Genomic DNA, 14947 nt, shown 5'->3' on the forward strand with positions numbered 1-14947 from the left:
CCATCGATTCAAATGACAAAAACCTTACAGTTTTGAAAGGTTTAAAAAAATTGATTATACGTAGTACTTTATTTATAATGACTACATTCATATTCATACACACATCCTATTGTATATTCGTTAGTTTTGCGAAATAATAAAGGATAGAAGTATGTACCAATATAATACATAAATTTTTTTACCGCTTTAATATGAATAGGAGGAAAATATAATGACATTACAAGAACAGATTATGAAAGCATTACATGTTCAGCCTGTAATTGATCCGAAAGTTGAAATTCGTAAACGAGTTGATTTCTTAAAAGATTATGTAAAAAAAACAGGTGCAAAAGGATTTGTACTTGGGATTAGTGGCGGCCAAGACTCTACATTAGCAGGACGCTTAGCACAGCTTGCAGTTGAAGAAATTCGTAACGAAGGTGGTAACGCAACGTTTATCGCTGTACGTCTTCCTTACAAAGTACAAAAGGATGAAGATGACGCACAATTAGCGTTACAATTTATTCAAGCTGATCAATCAACTGCATTTGATATCGCTTCAACCGTTGATGCTTTTTCAAATCAATACGAGAACTTATTAGGTGAATCATTAACCGATTTCAATAAAGGTAACGTAAAAGCTCGTATCCGTATGGTTACACAATATGCAATTGGTGGACAAAAAGGGCTACTTGTTATCGGAACAGATCACGCTGCAGAAGCTGTAACAGGGTTCTTTACAAAATTCGGAGATGGTGGTGCAGATTTATTACCATTAACTGGATTAACGAAGCGCCAAGGACGTGCATTATTACAAGAGTTAGGTGCAGACGAGCGACTGTACTTAAAAATGCCAACAGCTGATTTATTAGATGAAAAACCAGGTCAAGCTGATGAAACAGAGTTAGGTATTACTTATGATCAATTAGATGATTATTTAGAAGGTAAAGCAGTTCCAGCTGACGTTGCAGAGAAAATTGAAAAACGTTACACAGTAAGTGAGCATAAAAGACAAGTACCAGCGTCAATGTTTGATGATTGGTGGAAATAGAACATAAAAAAGAAGCTAATCTTTTAGCTTCTTTTTTATATGTTAGCGATATACCCCTACTCTTTTCTCCAATAAATCTTGCAAGCAATCTTCATGTTGTTTACAAAATAACGGTGGCATGTCGTCTAACGGGAAAAACTTCAAATCTAACGTTTCATCACCATCTACTTTTTTGTCGCCTCCAACTATTGAGCATGAAAAACACATCACAATTGACTGTGCCTTATCTCCATTTGGATATGATTGAAAATATTTTGTATACACTCCAATAAGCTCATTTATTTCTACATCATACCCGGTTTCTTCTTTTATTTCTCGAATCGCAGTTTCCGCAGCCGATTCTCCTATCTCCATTGCGCCACCTGGAAATCCCCAAGCGTTAAAGTCTCCTCTTTTTTGCAATAATACTTCTCCCTCTTTATTAAATACACAACCACCGGCAAAATTTAAGAAAACATAATCATGCCCTACTTTTTCACGTAATTCTTTTATATAATTGGCCATTCTCTTTCCCCTTTTCATACTTCTTCTATCGCTATTTCTTATCTTTTTCAAGCAACTCAATAATTCGATCTAGCTTCTGGTTCATATTAATTACATAGTGTTTCTTTGCAGCGCTGCTTTGTAATACTCTTCTAATAAACAAAGTAAATGATATGAAAAACAAAACGATACGTCCGATTACTAAACAAGTATATATCAATGTAAATATATTACTTTCGAACAAATTCATTCAGCATTCACATCTTCTCCTTTTTATTTTATCACATAATTCCCAATTTTTTAAAATAATCAACAAATATAAAAAGAGCATCTTTTACAGATGCTCTTTCTCATTACTTAATACGTAAATGTAATTGTCGTTAATGAATAACCGGCCATTGCACTATATGGTGCTACTTGATAAGACACACGCTTTGCACCTTTTGGCCAATTTATTTCATTTAATACTTTCTTTATATCTTGCATCGTTCCATCCATGGACTGCTTATATCGTACTTCTACTTTTTCTGGTTTGGCTGCAAACTGTTGCTGTAACTTTTTCTTAAATTCATTATAATTTTCTGCTCCGTATTCTGCAGATAAGTATTGTAAATTTGTTTCTTTTAACATTTGCTCATATACGACAGTTTTTGAGCTACCAGCTTTTATTTTATTTGTTAATTCACCAAAATAACTTGTAGTTGCTGCTGGATATTTACTACGATCCCAGTCGTGATCTTTACTTAACTGTTCGTCAGACATGTTAAAATATGAGTAAGTTACACGCCCTGCTTTATCTGGTACTGGATCATCAAATGTAGTATCTAGGTGATACCATTTGTTTTCAATGTTCACTAAATTCCACGCGTGAGCTTGTCCGTTTCCTGTGCCTGTTACAATATGATTTTGAATACCTGCCTCTTTTAACAACTCATACGTTAATAATGTATATCCTTGGCAAACGGCAGAACGATTCGCTAATGCTTCATATGCCGTATACGCTTGATAAGACGTATCATAAGACACATGCTTAACAACGTAATCGTGAATAGCTTTTACTTTCTCATGCTCATCCATCCCTGGTTTTACAATTGATCCAACAATTGCTTTCGCCTGAGCTTTTACATATTGAGTTTGTTCTTTTGATTCACGGTATTTTACTTGCAGTGTAAACGTATAGTCCCCTGGCATTCCTTTAATAGAATATCTAGTAGACGCTACATTATATTTTACATACTCATCAGCATCTACAATTTTATTAAACTCACCATACAATTGATCCATAATATTTCTAGCATTTCTATCTTTTGTTTTATATGTGATCGTAATATTTTCTTCTCGATTATCAATCTGTTTTTTTAATTCTTTTCTAAAATCATCTAATAACTTTACATCTGATTGTGCTGTCACTGTAGTCGGATTTGTAGCTGCATAAGATACAGATGACGCTTGTAAGCCTCCCATTACTATAGTTGAACAAAGTGCGGCAGCTGTCACATACTTACTTGTCTTTCCCATCTTGTCACTCCTTATATTCTATAACTATACGAAAAAGTATCGTATAGTTTCAGAGTATACAATACTTTTTCGTATAGGTCATATGAGATTATGCATATTAACTAATTCACATAAAAAGGTTGTTCTTTTTAAAAGAACAACCTTTTTTCATTAGCAAGTTTGTAATACGCAGCATGTATTTTCAAAACGTCGATTTTTCAAATCTTCATTACTAATGCAGAAATATAGCATTCCTAGTTCTCCCCAAACCATATTACAATTTTTATGATCTGAATCAATTTGGAATAAAAGGGTCATTTGCTGCGGGTCTACTCCCATATATTCTCCTGTCTCATATAACACTTCTTCTTGTACAGAGAATGGCTCACCAAACATTTGATGGTTATCGTAGTTATCCGGAATTAGCTCTTCAAGTAATTGCAAGAAACGATCTGAATCAGCCTCATCTTCAATGAAAAGTTCTGGTAATTTGTATGTCAGTTCAAAAGTAATTGCACACTGGTTATATTTCGCTTGTATTTCATTTTCTCTTCGTAATTGCTCTACAGGAATATCATAATAAAGTACATGCCCAGCTTCTGTTAGGTTCACATTTTCTTCAAAATAATTTTCAATGCAAAAGAAATACAGCATCCCCGTTTTAGGAAGATTGTGATCCATACCAACATTTTGTAAATCACTTAAGTTAAATTGTGCGATAAATTGTAGTGGATTTCCTTTATGCTTTGGATATTCAAATGAAGCTGGTAAATCAGGAAATCCCCCCATTTTCGAACTACCTATCGCAACAGTTTCCTGCTGCTTTGGCACAACTTTTATACAAGGAAATATAGTATTAATAAGTTCCTCTTTCAAGTGTGTTAGTTCATATTTATCAATTAATACTTCAATTTTTTTATTCATAAATTCTCCTTACATTTACATACTTATTTATATCATAGTACAAAGATTATACTTCATTCTTTACAAAATCAACAAGCCTCCAAAAAACGGGCTTATCCTTCGTACGCGAACAAGTTTAAAAAAGCATACTATACATTGTTCCTACAAACACGATAGTTCATTATTTCTTCCAGTACATTTTCCCTCGTTCATTTTTATTTTTAATTTAAGGAGGAATTCCACATGGGTTACGGATATAGTTGCGGCGGTTATGGTTACGGCGGTAGTTGTGGTGGATGTGGTTATGGAGGTTTCGCTTTATTAATCGTTTTATTTATCCTTCTAATTATCATCGGAGCTAGCTGTTGGGGCGGCTTTGTAGGCTGCTAGTAAACTTAAAAACTATTGTAAAAAAGCACGTACAATACGTGCTTTTTTTCCATTTCCAAATCTTTTATTCGAAAGGAAGTATGTTTAATGAAAATTGATGGTGTTTTTGAAGGAGGCGGTGTGCGCGGTATTGCGCATGTTGGGGCAATTTGCGCGTTAGCCGAAAAAGGTTATGAATGGGAACGTGTAGCTGGTACATCGGCTGGTTCGATTATTGCAGCGCTCCTAGCGGCGGGATATTCTTGTTCAGAGTTAAAAACGATTATAACTGATATTGATTATAATAAATTTATGAAAAGAACTTTTATTGATAGAATTCCTTTTATCGGTAAGGGACTAAGTGCATGGACTACTCTAGGTATATACTCTAATGTATTTATAGAAGAATGGATTGAAGAATTACTTCGAAAAAAAGGTGTTCATTTATTTACTGATTTACCAGATCTAAACAAACTCAAAATCATCGCCTCTGATATCAGCAATGGTAAAATGGTTGTCTTTCCTGACGACTTACCAAACTACGGATTTTTAAATTATCGCTTCTCTATCGCTAAAGCGGTAAGAATGAGTAGTACAATCCCCTTCTTCTTTGAACCCGTAAAATGGAGAACTCCAAAATGGAAGCAGCCTTGTTATATGGTTGATGGAGGAATTCTAAGTAATTATCCAATTTGGATCTTCGATTCACCTATCACTCCTCGCTGGCCGACTTTCGGATTTCATTTTGTAAAAGATGAGATTCAAGCTGACCCTGCTCACTATAACGACCCTATTTCCATGTTCAAAGGACTCTTTAAAACAATGATGCAAGCTCATGATTTACGTCATTTAGATAATGAATCAAAAGCAAGAACCATTACAATTCCAACAGGAACGATTACAAGTACTAATTTTGAACTGACAAGGGAAGAAAAAGAATGGCTTTACAATTCTGGTTATAACTCTGCTAATAAATTTTTACAAGCTTGGAACTTTAGGCAATATATTGATGAATATAGAAAAGGGAATCAAGACCGAAAGACAAATCGATTTTTCCGTCAACTTGACTCATAATATTATTACTTTGCATATAAATACGAGAACGTTTAACAACTTAATAGTAAATAAGCCTAGTAATTTCTTATATTACTAGGCTTATTTACTTCCTATATAATCTCGTACATTGTTTAAGGATACGTTAACCCTTCGGCTTCTTCTGCAGTAATAACTATGTAACGATTTCCCGTTCTTAATCCTAACAGTTCTGCTTTTTCAATCGCCTCTTGCTTCGTCTCCGCATAAGCAGCTAAGTATTTATGTCCACCAATCATTTGGCAAATTACATATTGTTTCATGACTTTCTCCTCTTACTTTTTCATTAGTTGTGCAAGTTTTTTTATACCTATTTCAATTTCTTCTAACGTTGCATATGAATATGATAGGCGCAAAAATTGATTTGCACTTCTATCATACAAAGTACCTGGGTTTAATAAAACCTTTTCTTGCAGAGCTTTATCAAATAAACTACGATGTGAAATGGGTACTTTTATATATACCCATATATAAAACCCACCTGTTGGTTCATGCCAAGTTGCTATTTCACGAAGATATTTATCTAACATTAGTAACATAAAATCTCTTCGTTTTTTCAATTCACTTCTTACAAATCGCAAATGCTCATCATATAGACCATTTGTAAACCACTCTGCTGCAATTTGCTGGGATATAGAGCTTGAACCATAATCTGTTTGCATTTTTATGTCTGACAATCTTTGAATTACTGGCTCAGGTCCAACAATCCATCCAATTCTTAAACCTGGACTAATTACTTTGGACATGCTTCCAATATGTAATACGATTCCATTTTTATCATAGGCTTTTAAAGGTTTTGAACAAGGTGCATCAAACCATAAGTCTTGATACACTGCGTCCTCTATAATAGGTAATCCAATTTCATTACATACTTCCATTATTTCTTTTCGCCTCTTAGTATCCATACTAAAATTCGTCGGATTATGAAAAGACGGAATTGTATATAAAATAGAGGCATTAAATTGCTTCTTATATTTCTCAATATATGATGGATGTAAGCCACTCTCATCCATTGGGATTCCAATTAAACGTATTCCTACTGATTGAAAAACATTAAGTGAATATAAATAGGATGGTTTCTCTAATAAGATTGATGCCCCTTTCGAAAGAAGCCCCATAGAAATAAGTTGCAGCGCTTGAATTGCTCCCGAAACAATTAATATAGAGTCAGGAGATACATATACACCATGCCCCTTTAAGTATTCGGAAATCTTTTCCCTTAAATAAAGATTTCCTTTCGGCTCTTCATACCCAAGCGTCACATTTGACTTTAAAAGCTTATTCATAATTTCTTTCATCTTTTTCTCAGGTAAGAGACTCGGCGCGAGCTCACCTGTTCCTAACCGAATTACATGTGGATAAAATTCAGCTTGATTAATCTCTTGAATAGCTGGGAGATTCGGATAATGAAGTCCTGTTTCTACATAAGACTGCCAATTAGGCGGGGGTGCGTAAGTTGAAGCATTCTCATTATTATTTACAACAATTGTTCCTTTCCTGCCATTCCCTTCAATGTATCCCTTTGCAACTAGTTCATCGAAAGCCATTACAATTGTGCTTCGATTCACACCAAATGTATGTGCCAAATCTCTTTGTGAAGGTAATTTCGTTCCAACGGTCCATTCTCCATTAACGATCCTTTCTTTTATATACGTTTCTATTTGTTTATACAGCGGAGTCGCTAGAGACATATTCGGTTTCCAAACGAATCTTTCCATCATATCACCTTATATTCTTTTTGGTTGGTAACCTCCCCAACCATATGGATGGATACAAATTTTCATTTCTTCTATACAATATACACTATCATAATGAATTAAAATAGGAGGTAATATAATGAGTGAAGCAATTGTTCATGGTATCATTCTTGCATTTGGACTTATCATTCCATTAGGTGTACAAAATGTTTTTGTCTTTAACCAAGGTGCGAGCCAACCAAACATTTGGAGGGCCGCCCCTGTAGTATTAACTGCCTCTATATGTGATACGTTACTCATATTGGTTGCGGTGCAAGGTGTCTCCCTTGTACTCCTTACTTTTTCTTGGCTAACTAACTCGTTATATATAATTGGATTTTTCTTTCTCCTATACATGGGCTTTGTTATTTGGAGAAGTAAGCCTTCCAATGATATAAAACAAGAAAAAAGTATGCCCTTAAAAAAGCAAATCCTTTTCGCAGCATCAGTTTCATTATTAAATCCACATGCAATTTTAGACACAATCGGTGTAATTGGAACAAATTCTATTCAATACATAGGAAGTGAAAAATGGGCTTTCACACTTGCAACTATTATCGTTTCTTGGATTTGGTTTATAAGCTTAGCTTTAGCGGGGAAATTTCTAAAAAGACTAGACTCAACCGGAAAGGCAATCTTATTATTAAATAAATTTTCTGGTCTCATCATATGGGGTGTCGCGCTTTATATGTTAAAACAAGTTATTTATTCTTAATGGACGTAAGAGAATTGCATGTTACTGAAAACATCATGCAATTCTCTTATAAATTATGAAGTAGGTTCCGGTTTCTGTTTTACCGTCTTTTCATCTTTTGCTGGTTTAATCCAAATGATTGCTATAACAGCACCAATGGCAGCAAAAATACTTGTCAAATAAAACACTTCATGGTCCGCCCCTTTCATGAAAAAAGAATATAAAGGTGGTCCAGCTGCTACACCGATAAATCGCATTGAACTATAAAATGACGTAACCGTTCCCCTTTGCTCCTTTTCAATTCCTTGTGTAATGAGGGCATCTAAACATGGGAGTGCCATACCAATTCCTATCCCCATAATAACAAGACAAAGAAGTAGTAAATAAATCCCTTTTATAAATAAAGGAATGATGACTGATGCAGCTGCCATTAAAAAACCAATATAAATACACTTCTTCATAACATTTTGATTATCTCCAATTTTTTTGCCGGCCATATATGAACTAAGTGACAGTACAAGTAACGGGATAGCAAGCACACACCCTTTCCATATACCATGAATGTCATACTTTGATTCCAGTATAGTCGACAAATAAAAGAGAATTCCGAATAAAATAAGCATAATAATTGCACCTAATGCAAAAATGGCAATTAACCATCTTCCCTTTTCTCGAAACGTAGAGATAATAGATTGAATAAACTCTTTTAGTGGTGGTACTTCCCCTTCTTGTTTTTTTGCCTTTACTAATACCAGCAATAAAACAATTGATACGACACATAAAACTGGAATCGCCCAAAATGGTAAGAACCATACAATGGCAGCAAGAGCAGATCCTAAAATAGGGCTCAGCACTTTTCCAAATGTATTGGATGTCTCAATGATTCCCAAACCTGTACTAACTTGTTTTTCATCTTTGTATAAATCACCAACACACGGTATAACAACCGGCATTGCACCAGCAGCACCAATACCTTGAATCGCTCTACCGATTAGTATCCAAATGTAGGGATTATCAACTTTCCAAGATACCCAACCAGTTATCGCTCCTCCTATAGCCGCAATCAGCAAACTCGGAACCATTACCATCTTTCGTCCCCATCTATCTGATAAATAACCAGCAATCGGTATAAGTAAAATGGCTACGATAGAGTAAATTGTAATAATCATGGATACTTGAAACGATGAAATATGTAATTTCTTTTCAATTGTCGGCAAGATTGGAATAAGCATTGAATTCCCTAATGTCATGACAAGTGGAACTGATGCAAGCGCAATTAAACAACAGTTTTCTTTTTTTAACATGTTGATTTCGGAACCTTTCATCATATATTTCTTACCATATAATAGCCCTGCTGGAACATAATTTTCATTCCACCAGGGCTATTACATCTTTAATACTTCCCATTCACAACAAAAGAAATTGGGTAAAATATAGTATTACTTCTATTCTTTGAATTCTGTTCGCTATATATCCATACCAATTAATTGAAAAAAAAGAAAGGAAGAATCCTTCCTTTCTCCTATAACCTTCTACATTTAGCGAGTATATCCGCCACCAAGCTGTTGTTCTGCCATCGCTACTAGGCGTTTTGTGATTTCACCGCCTACAGAACCGTTTGCACGTGAAGAAGTATCAGCTCCCAGTTGTACACCGAACTCTTGTGCAATTTCATACTTCATTTGATCTAAAGCTGCTTGTGCTCCATGTGATGCTAATTGATTAGAATTACGATTTCTAGCCATTACCAATCACCTCCTTATTTATATATAAATTGTGTAAAATTCAAATTAAAATACATGGAAATTTTTGGTTATTATTTCACGATAAAAAAAGAGCCTCTAAACGAGACTCTCACATCATTTCACATTACGAAGTTACTACTTCTAAATTTCTATTTATTAATACTTTTATTTCTTCTTTTAATATCTCTTTTGAGTTATGTCCAAACCATTCTAAGGAAGCAAAAAGATTCGTATCCCTCACTTCCTGAATAATCTCATCATAATTTACAATACCTTCAAATAACGGAACCATACCAATACGACTTCCTGCTGCAGCATATACATTATTAGGTTCAAACACATGCAAATAATTCGCTGAAGATATATTCTTAAAATGGTAATGTAATGTCCACGGCTTTAATCGATGGAAACTGTCTATTGGATCTGCGCCAGACTCCCATATATGAAGAAAATCAAGATTTATTTTTAAATTCGGATGATTTACTTCTTCTAATAGTTCTATAGTAGCAGGCAGTGTGTCCGTTAGTGTATTGGGATGTGTTTCTAACAGCACATACATATTGTGCTGAGCAAACACATCACAAATCTTATGTATTCGCTTCACATACTCTTTTCTCTCTTGTTCCGAGAAGTCCTCGCTCCCTTTTTGCCCAGCAAACGTGCGAATTTTATTCGTATTAAACCAATTAGCTAGTACTACAAGTTGTTCACTTTTCTCTATCGTTTTTTCAAAATCTGCTGATAATGATATATCTAAGTAATCACTTATCATCGTAATTTCTAAGTTTTTATCCTTTAGAAAATTCAATTCTCGTTCTGTCGTTTCACGTTCTTGCATGTACAAATTTTGTGCATGCGTCCCCCATAATTCAATTCCTTCAAAACCGTTTTCATATGCAAATTGAACAATATCAGTAAATGAAATTAATTGATGACGAAATGAAATGGTACATAGCGAATATTTCATAGCATTAAACTCCCCTATCTTAAATTCAGTTAGCTTATTAAAGAGTTACGACAGACTGATTTGTTTTCATACCTTTCCATGATAGAAACTGTCTCTCTAATTCCTTCTTAATTTGCAGTTCAATTGCATTCATTTCATCCAGTTTTTCAATAATCGATACTAGCATACCTTTATTATTCGTCATTGCCATTTTAATTGCACGATACTGTACATTTGTAAATCCTTGTACGATATCCTCTACCCGATCACACCAATAATCAAATTCTCGCTCTGAATATTGCAACGTTTCACGGAAGTATGCAAAGGCATGCTCATAACTATATTTACGAATTGCAAGTACTGGTATTTGTTTTACTGCTGCTACAAGTCCAGAAAGCGAATAACCTTCTTCTTCATTTGCCATTTTTATAATTAAATTTTTCAATTCCATAGTCAGTTCATTGTCATTTCTTTTGAAAGTTTCTATGAAATAACTCGCTACCATTTCTTCTGATGGCTCCTGAATTTCTTCTACATCAATGAAATACCCTCCACCAAATGGGTTATCTTGAACAGAGTGAAGCACTTTTTCTCTTTCCATATTCCCTTCCCAGCGAAAATCAGGATCTAGCATGAACCATTCTTCATCTTTCTCTGTCTTCGATATCATTAAATAATGCGGAAACGGTTTTTGATGAAATTTATTTTCCCTCTCTGGCAATAGAGACATATCAACCATTACAATGACATAGCGATTTTCTGGCTTGTTTTCTACTAATTGTAAAAACGTTTCTACATTGCTATCTTTACCTTTTGCATGATCATACCATTCGTTCACTTTCATACCGTACAATTTTTCATACCATAATAAATAATTATCATGGTTAATATTTTCGGAGTGATACGAGATAATGCCGCCTTCTGTTATATCAAAATCTCCGTCCCATAATCCAAAATAAAATGGACGGAAATCAATGTCGCTACGCCTTTTTATAATTTCACAAAAACAACTCACTAAACAGTGAACTTTAATTGAAGTCATATTCTCATCCACTTTCCTAAAGGTTAATTATTCACATTTACTACTTATACCGGCTGTAACTCCTCCATAAAATCAAGCAAAGATCCTACAGTAAGAAATGCTTTTGGGTCTACCTCATCCTCTGGAACGCATAGCTTTACATCCATTTCTATGTAGACTATGAGTTGTAACATCATTACCGAATCTATATATAAATCTTGGTTTAAACGCATCGTTTCTTCTAAATGCGTTACATTTTTTAGCTCCATTTTTTCTGTCATAATTTTCAACACTTCATTTTTTAATGTTTCACGTCTCATGTTGTAACCTCTCCCATCTCTAGTAATTTTCTACTTACTTTTCCAGTTTTATTTTTCGGAATTTCAGTTACACTTTCAATCTCATGCGGAACTTTATAAGATGGTAAATGCTGCATACACCATTCTCTTATTCGCACTGGATCAACATGAGAGATTACTTTCGCTTTAACAACTTCGCCCATCACAGGATGTTTTCCCCGATATACAATTGCCTCTTGAACGCCTTCTAGTCGAAGCATTGTTTCTTCTACCTCTATCGGAAAGACTTTTAATCCTGAAACGTTAATCACATCATCCATGCGCCCCATAAAATGAAGACCATGCTCAGATTTATACCCCAAATCTTTCGTGAAAATTTCCTTATCTTTCATTTTCACTACGATTTCTTCGGGCATATTTTCATCTGAACCTATACTTATACTCGCATGAGGTAGTGGATTACCTAAATCTAAATGGCTTTTCATATCATGACATATACTAATACAACCTGCTTCAGAACAACCGTATTGCTGCATCATATATGTTGTCATTTCTTTTAGTTTATAAAATAATGCTTCTGGTAAAGGTGCTCCGGATGTCATAATTTTATGAAACTGAAACGTTCCTTGCGGGAAACTCCCCATAATATGTAACATAAGCGGTACTGCATAAATGATATGTTTTTCTGTATTGCGAACTATATTTAATGCGAATTTAGGGTTTTTATTCGTAATGATGATAGGTTTGCTTCCTCGCGTAATTGCAGATAACGTACCACATATTAGTCCGTATGAATGTGAAACAGGAGCCATAACGATCGGCACTTCATCTACTTCACAGTTTAAAGCTTCATTATAAGCGTTAATTTCCGTATCAACTTCTGTCCATGCTCTACGAATCAATTTCGGTTCCCCTGTAGTTCCAGAACTATATTGCAATAAAGAAGGCTCTTCTAGTAAAAAGTTCCCTACTTCTAATTTTGTAAAATCGCCATATTCTCCATATAAAATCCCTACACAATTTGCACGCTTTGCCATTTCAATAGCTGTTTCTTTTGGCGTATCTTCATGTATAAGTAATACTGATGATTTCTTTTCTTTTAAGAAAAACACAAGCGTAATAATATCGAATGGATCTTTCAGACAAAGTGCAAATCTATTTCCTTCTGCTTCTTGAAATTGTTCCATTTCCGCATAATCTTGTAATCTCAATTCAAAATCACTTTTGCTATACTCTTGTTTATTAACGATTAGCATAATTTCCCCCTGTAACAAATGATTTTTGTTTCATAAGTTGTCTTACTCTATACAATGGATTTGGAACTTCATGAACAAGCGATTCCACATCCATATATAATCGACGTTTCGTTAATTGTTCAGCATAGAATGTAGGTGCATATAATTGAATATTTTCAAATCTATCTTTCAAATGTGGATATATTCTTAAATGATTCTCAATTTCTTCAACAACCATCATCCAAAAATGTTCTTCTTTCAATCCATATTCATCCGCAAGTACAAATGCTAATTCTCCTAAATTAAACAGAAAAAGTGCATCTAACACCATCTCTTGCAAACATTCGATGCGATCCATTTCAAAGAAATCATTCATTTTTCCATTCGCATATGTTTTATGCATTTTAGTAAAGTCGGGACATTTGTCAACTTCTTTCAAGTATGGACGATAAAACTCAAGCCCTTCATGAAAATCCTTTAACGCAATACGAACAGGCACTCCTTCTTTATGGACTAGAATCATATTTTGTCCATGTGATTCCAGTGCAATGCCATGCTCTACAACAAGATGTATAACTGGTATTATCGCTTTTTGAATAAGTAATTGTAGCCAATCCTTCATTCCATATTTGTTCAACCATGCATCAATAATTGGTGTACCATCTTTCTCTTTAGCGTATAAACCATTAAAAGGAATTGCGTCCTCTTGTGCATCTAAATACTTGTGAACGCTTTCGCGCCAAATACATCCTAATGAACCATATATAGCTTTCTTATTCGTGTCATACGTTACACTGGAAAACTCCTTTAACAAGATTAAACGTGCTTCATCGCTTAAATAGGCGTCATTACTTACAACATCACTTAACCAATTTGATATTGCTGGTGCACTCACAACAGAATACGGTTTCAACGTACGGAGTGTTGAAGTGTTGAGTAAATTCATCGATAATTTAACGTACGGTTTCTTTGGACTCGTAATATTTCTTACCGTTCTCATTGACTGTTGCGCGCAATACTCATCCTCTGATGTTCCTAAATAAATAATAAATTTACCCTGTATATGATCCGCATAATTTGAAATGATGAAATTCTCCCACTGCCAAGGATGAACAGGTATAAACACGTACTGTTTTGGATTACATCCCCGATTACGAATTCGCTCCATAAACTCTTCTAATTTACGCTCACCAATCTCCTCTATTAAAATTTCGTCATAAATTACTTCATTCTCATACCCTACACTGGAGTATTTTTTATGCGCTGCAATCCATATGAGTTTTATTGGCTGCATAAATTCATATCCATATTGAAAATTGTCACGATATTGAAATCCAATACGAGCTTTATAACTAGGGTGATATGGATGGCCGTCTATTAAATGGCTTTCAAACTCATCGTAAGATTTTTGAGTGTATTCTTTCTTATTATTTCTTTCATATTGTGCAATCGTGTCTTTAAATATTGTTTGTTCTAATTCGTGCATAAAAGAATCTAATTTAGCTTGTTCTACACTAGCAACCCGAAAAACTTCTTCTAGAAATTGCGAGACAGATTGTATTTCTTGCTGTTCATCTTGGCCTCTTACTATTAATGAGTCTAAAGAAATACGTCCAAATGTCATCCGTTCCCTGCCATAGCATTTGTACGTGACACTTTTGTCTTCTTCATCAAGTCCTTGTATTATAAAAAGAATTTGTTCTTCTTTTTCTATGCGAACCGGTGTAATAATCCCCTCATAAATTAACGATTCTACTAATTGACGTAGCACTCTTCTTCGTACTGAAATGTAATCTTCTGATTCGAGTGCCTTCAATACTTTCGTATGATACATGTCCAATCTCATAAAACCCTCCACCTTATGACAAAATACCATTATTTGTATTACGTGAAATTT

17 protein-coding genes are annotated in these 14947 nt (G+C 34.5%); 4 read left to right on the forward strand and 13 right to left on the reverse strand.

Going from position 1 to position 14947, the window contains the following annotated elements; all coding sequences use genetic code 11:
• Positions 1-211: 211 nt before the first annotated feature.
• Positions 212-1030 (forward strand): ammonia-dependent NAD(+) synthetase, encoded by an 819-nt coding sequence (gene nadE, locus C4S65_RS21660; RefSeq protein WP_000174897.1) that lies wholly within the window; start codon positions 212-214, stop codon positions 1028-1030.
• 42 nt (positions 1031-1072) lie between these two features.
• On the opposite strand, the gene C4S65_RS21665 is transcribed toward nadE, so the two are convergent.
• The 4 genes from C4S65_RS21665 to C4S65_RS21680 form a co-directional block, all read right to left on the reverse strand.
• Positions 1073-1534 carry an NUDIX hydrolase gene (locus C4S65_RS21665; RefSeq protein ID WP_000024996.1) on the reverse strand — a complete coding sequence of 154 codons (462 nt, stop codon included), beginning with the start codon at positions 1532-1534 and terminating at the stop codon, positions 1073-1075.
• A 31-nt stretch (positions 1535-1565) separates the two neighbouring features.
• Positions 1566-1763, reverse strand: coding sequence for a DUF4083 domain-containing protein (locus C4S65_RS21670; RefSeq protein ID WP_001048108.1), 198 nt, complete (start codon positions 1761-1763; stop codon positions 1566-1568).
• A gap of 107 nt (positions 1764-1870) precedes the next feature.
• Positions 1871-3031 (reverse strand): transglutaminase domain-containing protein, encoded by a 1161-nt coding sequence (locus C4S65_RS21675; RefSeq protein WP_103945422.1) that lies wholly within the window; start codon positions 3029-3031, stop codon positions 1871-1873.
• Positions 3032-3181: 150 nt separating this feature from the next.
• Positions 3182-3934: a YwqG family protein gene (locus C4S65_RS21680; RefSeq protein ID WP_001034831.1), complete on the reverse strand. Its 753-nt coding sequence runs from the start codon at positions 3932-3934 to the stop codon at positions 3182-3184.
• 222 nt (positions 3935-4156) lie between these two features.
• Here C4S65_RS21680 and C4S65_RS21685 point away from each other — a divergent pair, with 222 nt between their 5' ends.
• Both C4S65_RS21685 and C4S65_RS21690 read left to right on the forward strand, forming a co-directional pair.
• Positions 4157-4303 carry a YjcZ family sporulation protein gene (locus C4S65_RS21685; RefSeq protein ID WP_000540425.1) on the forward strand — a complete coding sequence of 49 codons (147 nt, stop codon included), beginning with the start codon at positions 4157-4159 and terminating at the stop codon, positions 4301-4303.
• 87 nt (positions 4304-4390) lie between these two features.
• Positions 4391-5356: a patatin-like phospholipase family protein gene (locus C4S65_RS21690; RefSeq protein ID WP_061667459.1), complete on the forward strand. Its 966-nt coding sequence runs from the start codon at positions 4391-4393 to the stop codon at positions 5354-5356.
• 113 nt (positions 5357-5469) lie between these two features.
• On the opposite strand, the gene C4S65_RS21695 is transcribed toward C4S65_RS21690, so the two are convergent.
• Both C4S65_RS21695 and C4S65_RS21700 read right to left on the reverse strand, forming a co-directional pair.
• Positions 5470-5637 (reverse strand): DUF3933 family protein, encoded by a 168-nt coding sequence (locus tag C4S65_RS21695; RefSeq protein ID WP_000816388.1) that lies wholly within the window; start codon positions 5635-5637, stop codon positions 5470-5472.
• A gap of 12 nt (positions 5638-5649) precedes the next feature.
• The gene (locus C4S65_RS21700) at positions 5650-7092 is read right to left on the reverse strand and encodes a PLP-dependent aminotransferase family protein (RefSeq protein ID WP_086790645.1); all 1443 of its coding nucleotides are present in this window, start codon (positions 7090-7092) and stop codon (positions 5650-5652) included.
• 118 nt (positions 7093-7210) lie between these two features.
• On the opposite strand from C4S65_RS21700, the gene C4S65_RS21705 reads away from it, so the two are divergent.
• The gene (locus C4S65_RS21705) at positions 7211-7825 is read left to right on the forward strand and encodes a LysE/ArgO family amino acid transporter (protein ID WP_001287338.1); all 615 of its coding nucleotides are present in this window, start codon (positions 7211-7213) and stop codon (positions 7823-7825) included.
• Positions 7826-7878: 53 nt separating this feature from the next.
• Here C4S65_RS21705 and C4S65_RS21710 read toward each other — a convergent pair whose 3' ends face one another.
• The 7 genes from C4S65_RS21710 to C4S65_RS21740 all read right to left on the reverse strand — a co-directional run bounded on the left by C4S65_RS21710 (position 7879) and on the right by C4S65_RS21740 (position 14896).
• Positions 7879-9108 carry an MFS transporter gene (locus C4S65_RS21710; protein WP_042973252.1) on the reverse strand — a complete coding sequence of 410 codons (1230 nt, stop codon included), beginning with the start codon at positions 9106-9108 and terminating at the stop codon, positions 7879-7881.
• Between the two features lie 234 nt (positions 9109-9342).
• A complete protein-coding gene (locus C4S65_RS21715) occupies positions 9343-9549 on the reverse strand; it encodes an alpha/beta-type small acid-soluble spore protein (RefSeq protein WP_000113545.1) in 207 nt (68 codons plus the stop codon).
• Positions 9550-9673: 124 nt separating this feature from the next.
• Positions 9674-10516, reverse strand: a complete 843-nt coding sequence (locus C4S65_RS21720) for a sugar phosphate isomerase/epimerase family protein (RefSeq protein WP_000877679.1) — start codon at positions 10514-10516, stop codon at positions 9674-9676.
• Between the two features lie 37 nt (positions 10517-10553).
• Entirely contained in the window at positions 10554-11537 is a 984-nt protein-coding gene (gene asbE, locus C4S65_RS21725; protein WP_141529813.1) for a petrobactin biosynthesis protein AsbE, read from the reverse strand.
• 44 nt (positions 11538-11581) lie between these two features.
• On the reverse strand, positions 11582-11836 hold the full coding sequence (gene asbD, locus C4S65_RS21730; protein ID WP_001250756.1) for a petrobactin biosynthesis protein AsbD: 255 nt from the start codon (positions 11834-11836) through the stop codon (positions 11582-11584).
• Positions 11833-13071 carry an AMP-binding protein gene (locus C4S65_RS21735; RefSeq protein ID WP_000909563.1) on the reverse strand — a complete coding sequence of 413 codons (1239 nt, stop codon included), beginning with the start codon at positions 13069-13071 and terminating at the stop codon, positions 11833-11835. The genes asbD and C4S65_RS21735 overlap by 4 nt, the downstream gene beginning before the upstream one ends.
• Positions 13058-14896 carry an IucA/IucC family protein gene (locus C4S65_RS21740; RefSeq protein WP_141528654.1) on the reverse strand — a complete coding sequence of 613 codons (1839 nt, stop codon included), beginning with the start codon at positions 14894-14896 and terminating at the stop codon, positions 13058-13060. The genes C4S65_RS21735 and C4S65_RS21740 overlap by 14 nt, the downstream gene beginning before the upstream one ends.
• Positions 14897-14947 lie beyond the last annotated feature (51 nt).

Source organism: Bacillus sp. ok061, assembly GCF_900108285.1.
Lineage (GTDB): Bacteria > Bacillota > Bacilli > Bacillales > Bacillaceae_G > Bacillus_A > Bacillus_A thuringiensis_S.

Excerpts from the sequence above, each read along its gene's own strand:
- nadE (WP_000174897.1), top strand. The coding sequence starts at position 212 with ATGACATTACAAGAACAGATTATGAAAGCATTACATGTTCAGCCTGTA.
- C4S65_RS21665 (WP_000024996.1), bottom strand. The coding sequence starts at position 1,534 with ATGGCCAATTATATAAAAGAATTACGTGAAAAAGTAGGGCATGATTAT.
- C4S65_RS21670 (WP_001048108.1), bottom strand. The coding sequence starts at position 1,763 with ATGAATTTGTTCGAAAGTAATATATTTACATTGATATATACTTGTTTA.
- C4S65_RS21675 (WP_103945422.1), bottom strand. The coding sequence starts at position 3,031 with ATGGGAAAGACAAGTAAGTATGTGACAGCTGCCGCACTTTGTTCAACT.
- C4S65_RS21680 (WP_001034831.1), bottom strand. The coding sequence starts at position 3,934 with ATGAATAAAAAAATTGAAGTATTAATTGATAAATATGAACTAACACAC.
- C4S65_RS21685 (WP_000540425.1), top strand. The coding sequence starts at position 4,157 with ATGGGTTACGGATATAGTTGCGGCGGTTATGGTTACGGCGGTAGTTGT.
- C4S65_RS21690 (WP_061667459.1), top strand. The coding sequence starts at position 4,391 with ATGAAAATTGATGGTGTTTTTGAAGGAGGCGGTGTGCGCGGTATTGCG.
- C4S65_RS21695 (WP_000816388.1), bottom strand. The coding sequence starts at position 5,637 with ATGAAACAATATGTAATTTGCCAAATGATTGGTGGACATAAATACTTA.
- C4S65_RS21700 (WP_086790645.1), bottom strand. The coding sequence starts at position 7,092 with ATGGAAAGATTCGTTTGGAAACCGAATATGTCTCTAGCGACTCCGCTG.
- C4S65_RS21705 (WP_001287338.1), top strand. The coding sequence starts at position 7,211 with ATGAGTGAAGCAATTGTTCATGGTATCATTCTTGCATTTGGACTTATC.
- C4S65_RS21710 (WP_042973252.1), bottom strand. The coding sequence starts at position 9,108 with ATGTTAAAAAAAGAAAACTGTTGTTTAATTGCGCTTGCATCAGTTCCA.
- C4S65_RS21715 (WP_000113545.1), bottom strand. The coding sequence starts at position 9,549 with ATGGCTAGAAATCGTAATTCTAATCAATTAGCATCACATGGAGCACAA.
- C4S65_RS21720 (WP_000877679.1), bottom strand. The coding sequence starts at position 10,516 with ATGAAATATTCGCTATGTACCATTTCATTTCGTCATCAATTAATTTCA.
- asbE (WP_141529813.1), bottom strand. The coding sequence starts at position 11,537 with ATGACTTCAATTAAAGTTCACTGTTTAGTGAGTTGTTTTTGTGAAATT.
- asbD (WP_001250756.1), bottom strand. The coding sequence starts at position 11,836 with ATGAGACGTGAAACATTAAAAAATGAAGTGTTGAAAATTATGACAGAA.
- C4S65_RS21735 (WP_000909563.1), bottom strand. The coding sequence starts at position 13,071 with ATGCTAATCGTTAATAAACAAGAGTATAGCAAAAGTGATTTTGAATTG.
- C4S65_RS21740 (WP_141528654.1), bottom strand. The coding sequence starts at position 14,896 with ATGAGATTGGACATGTATCATACGAAAGTATTGAAGGCACTCGAATCA.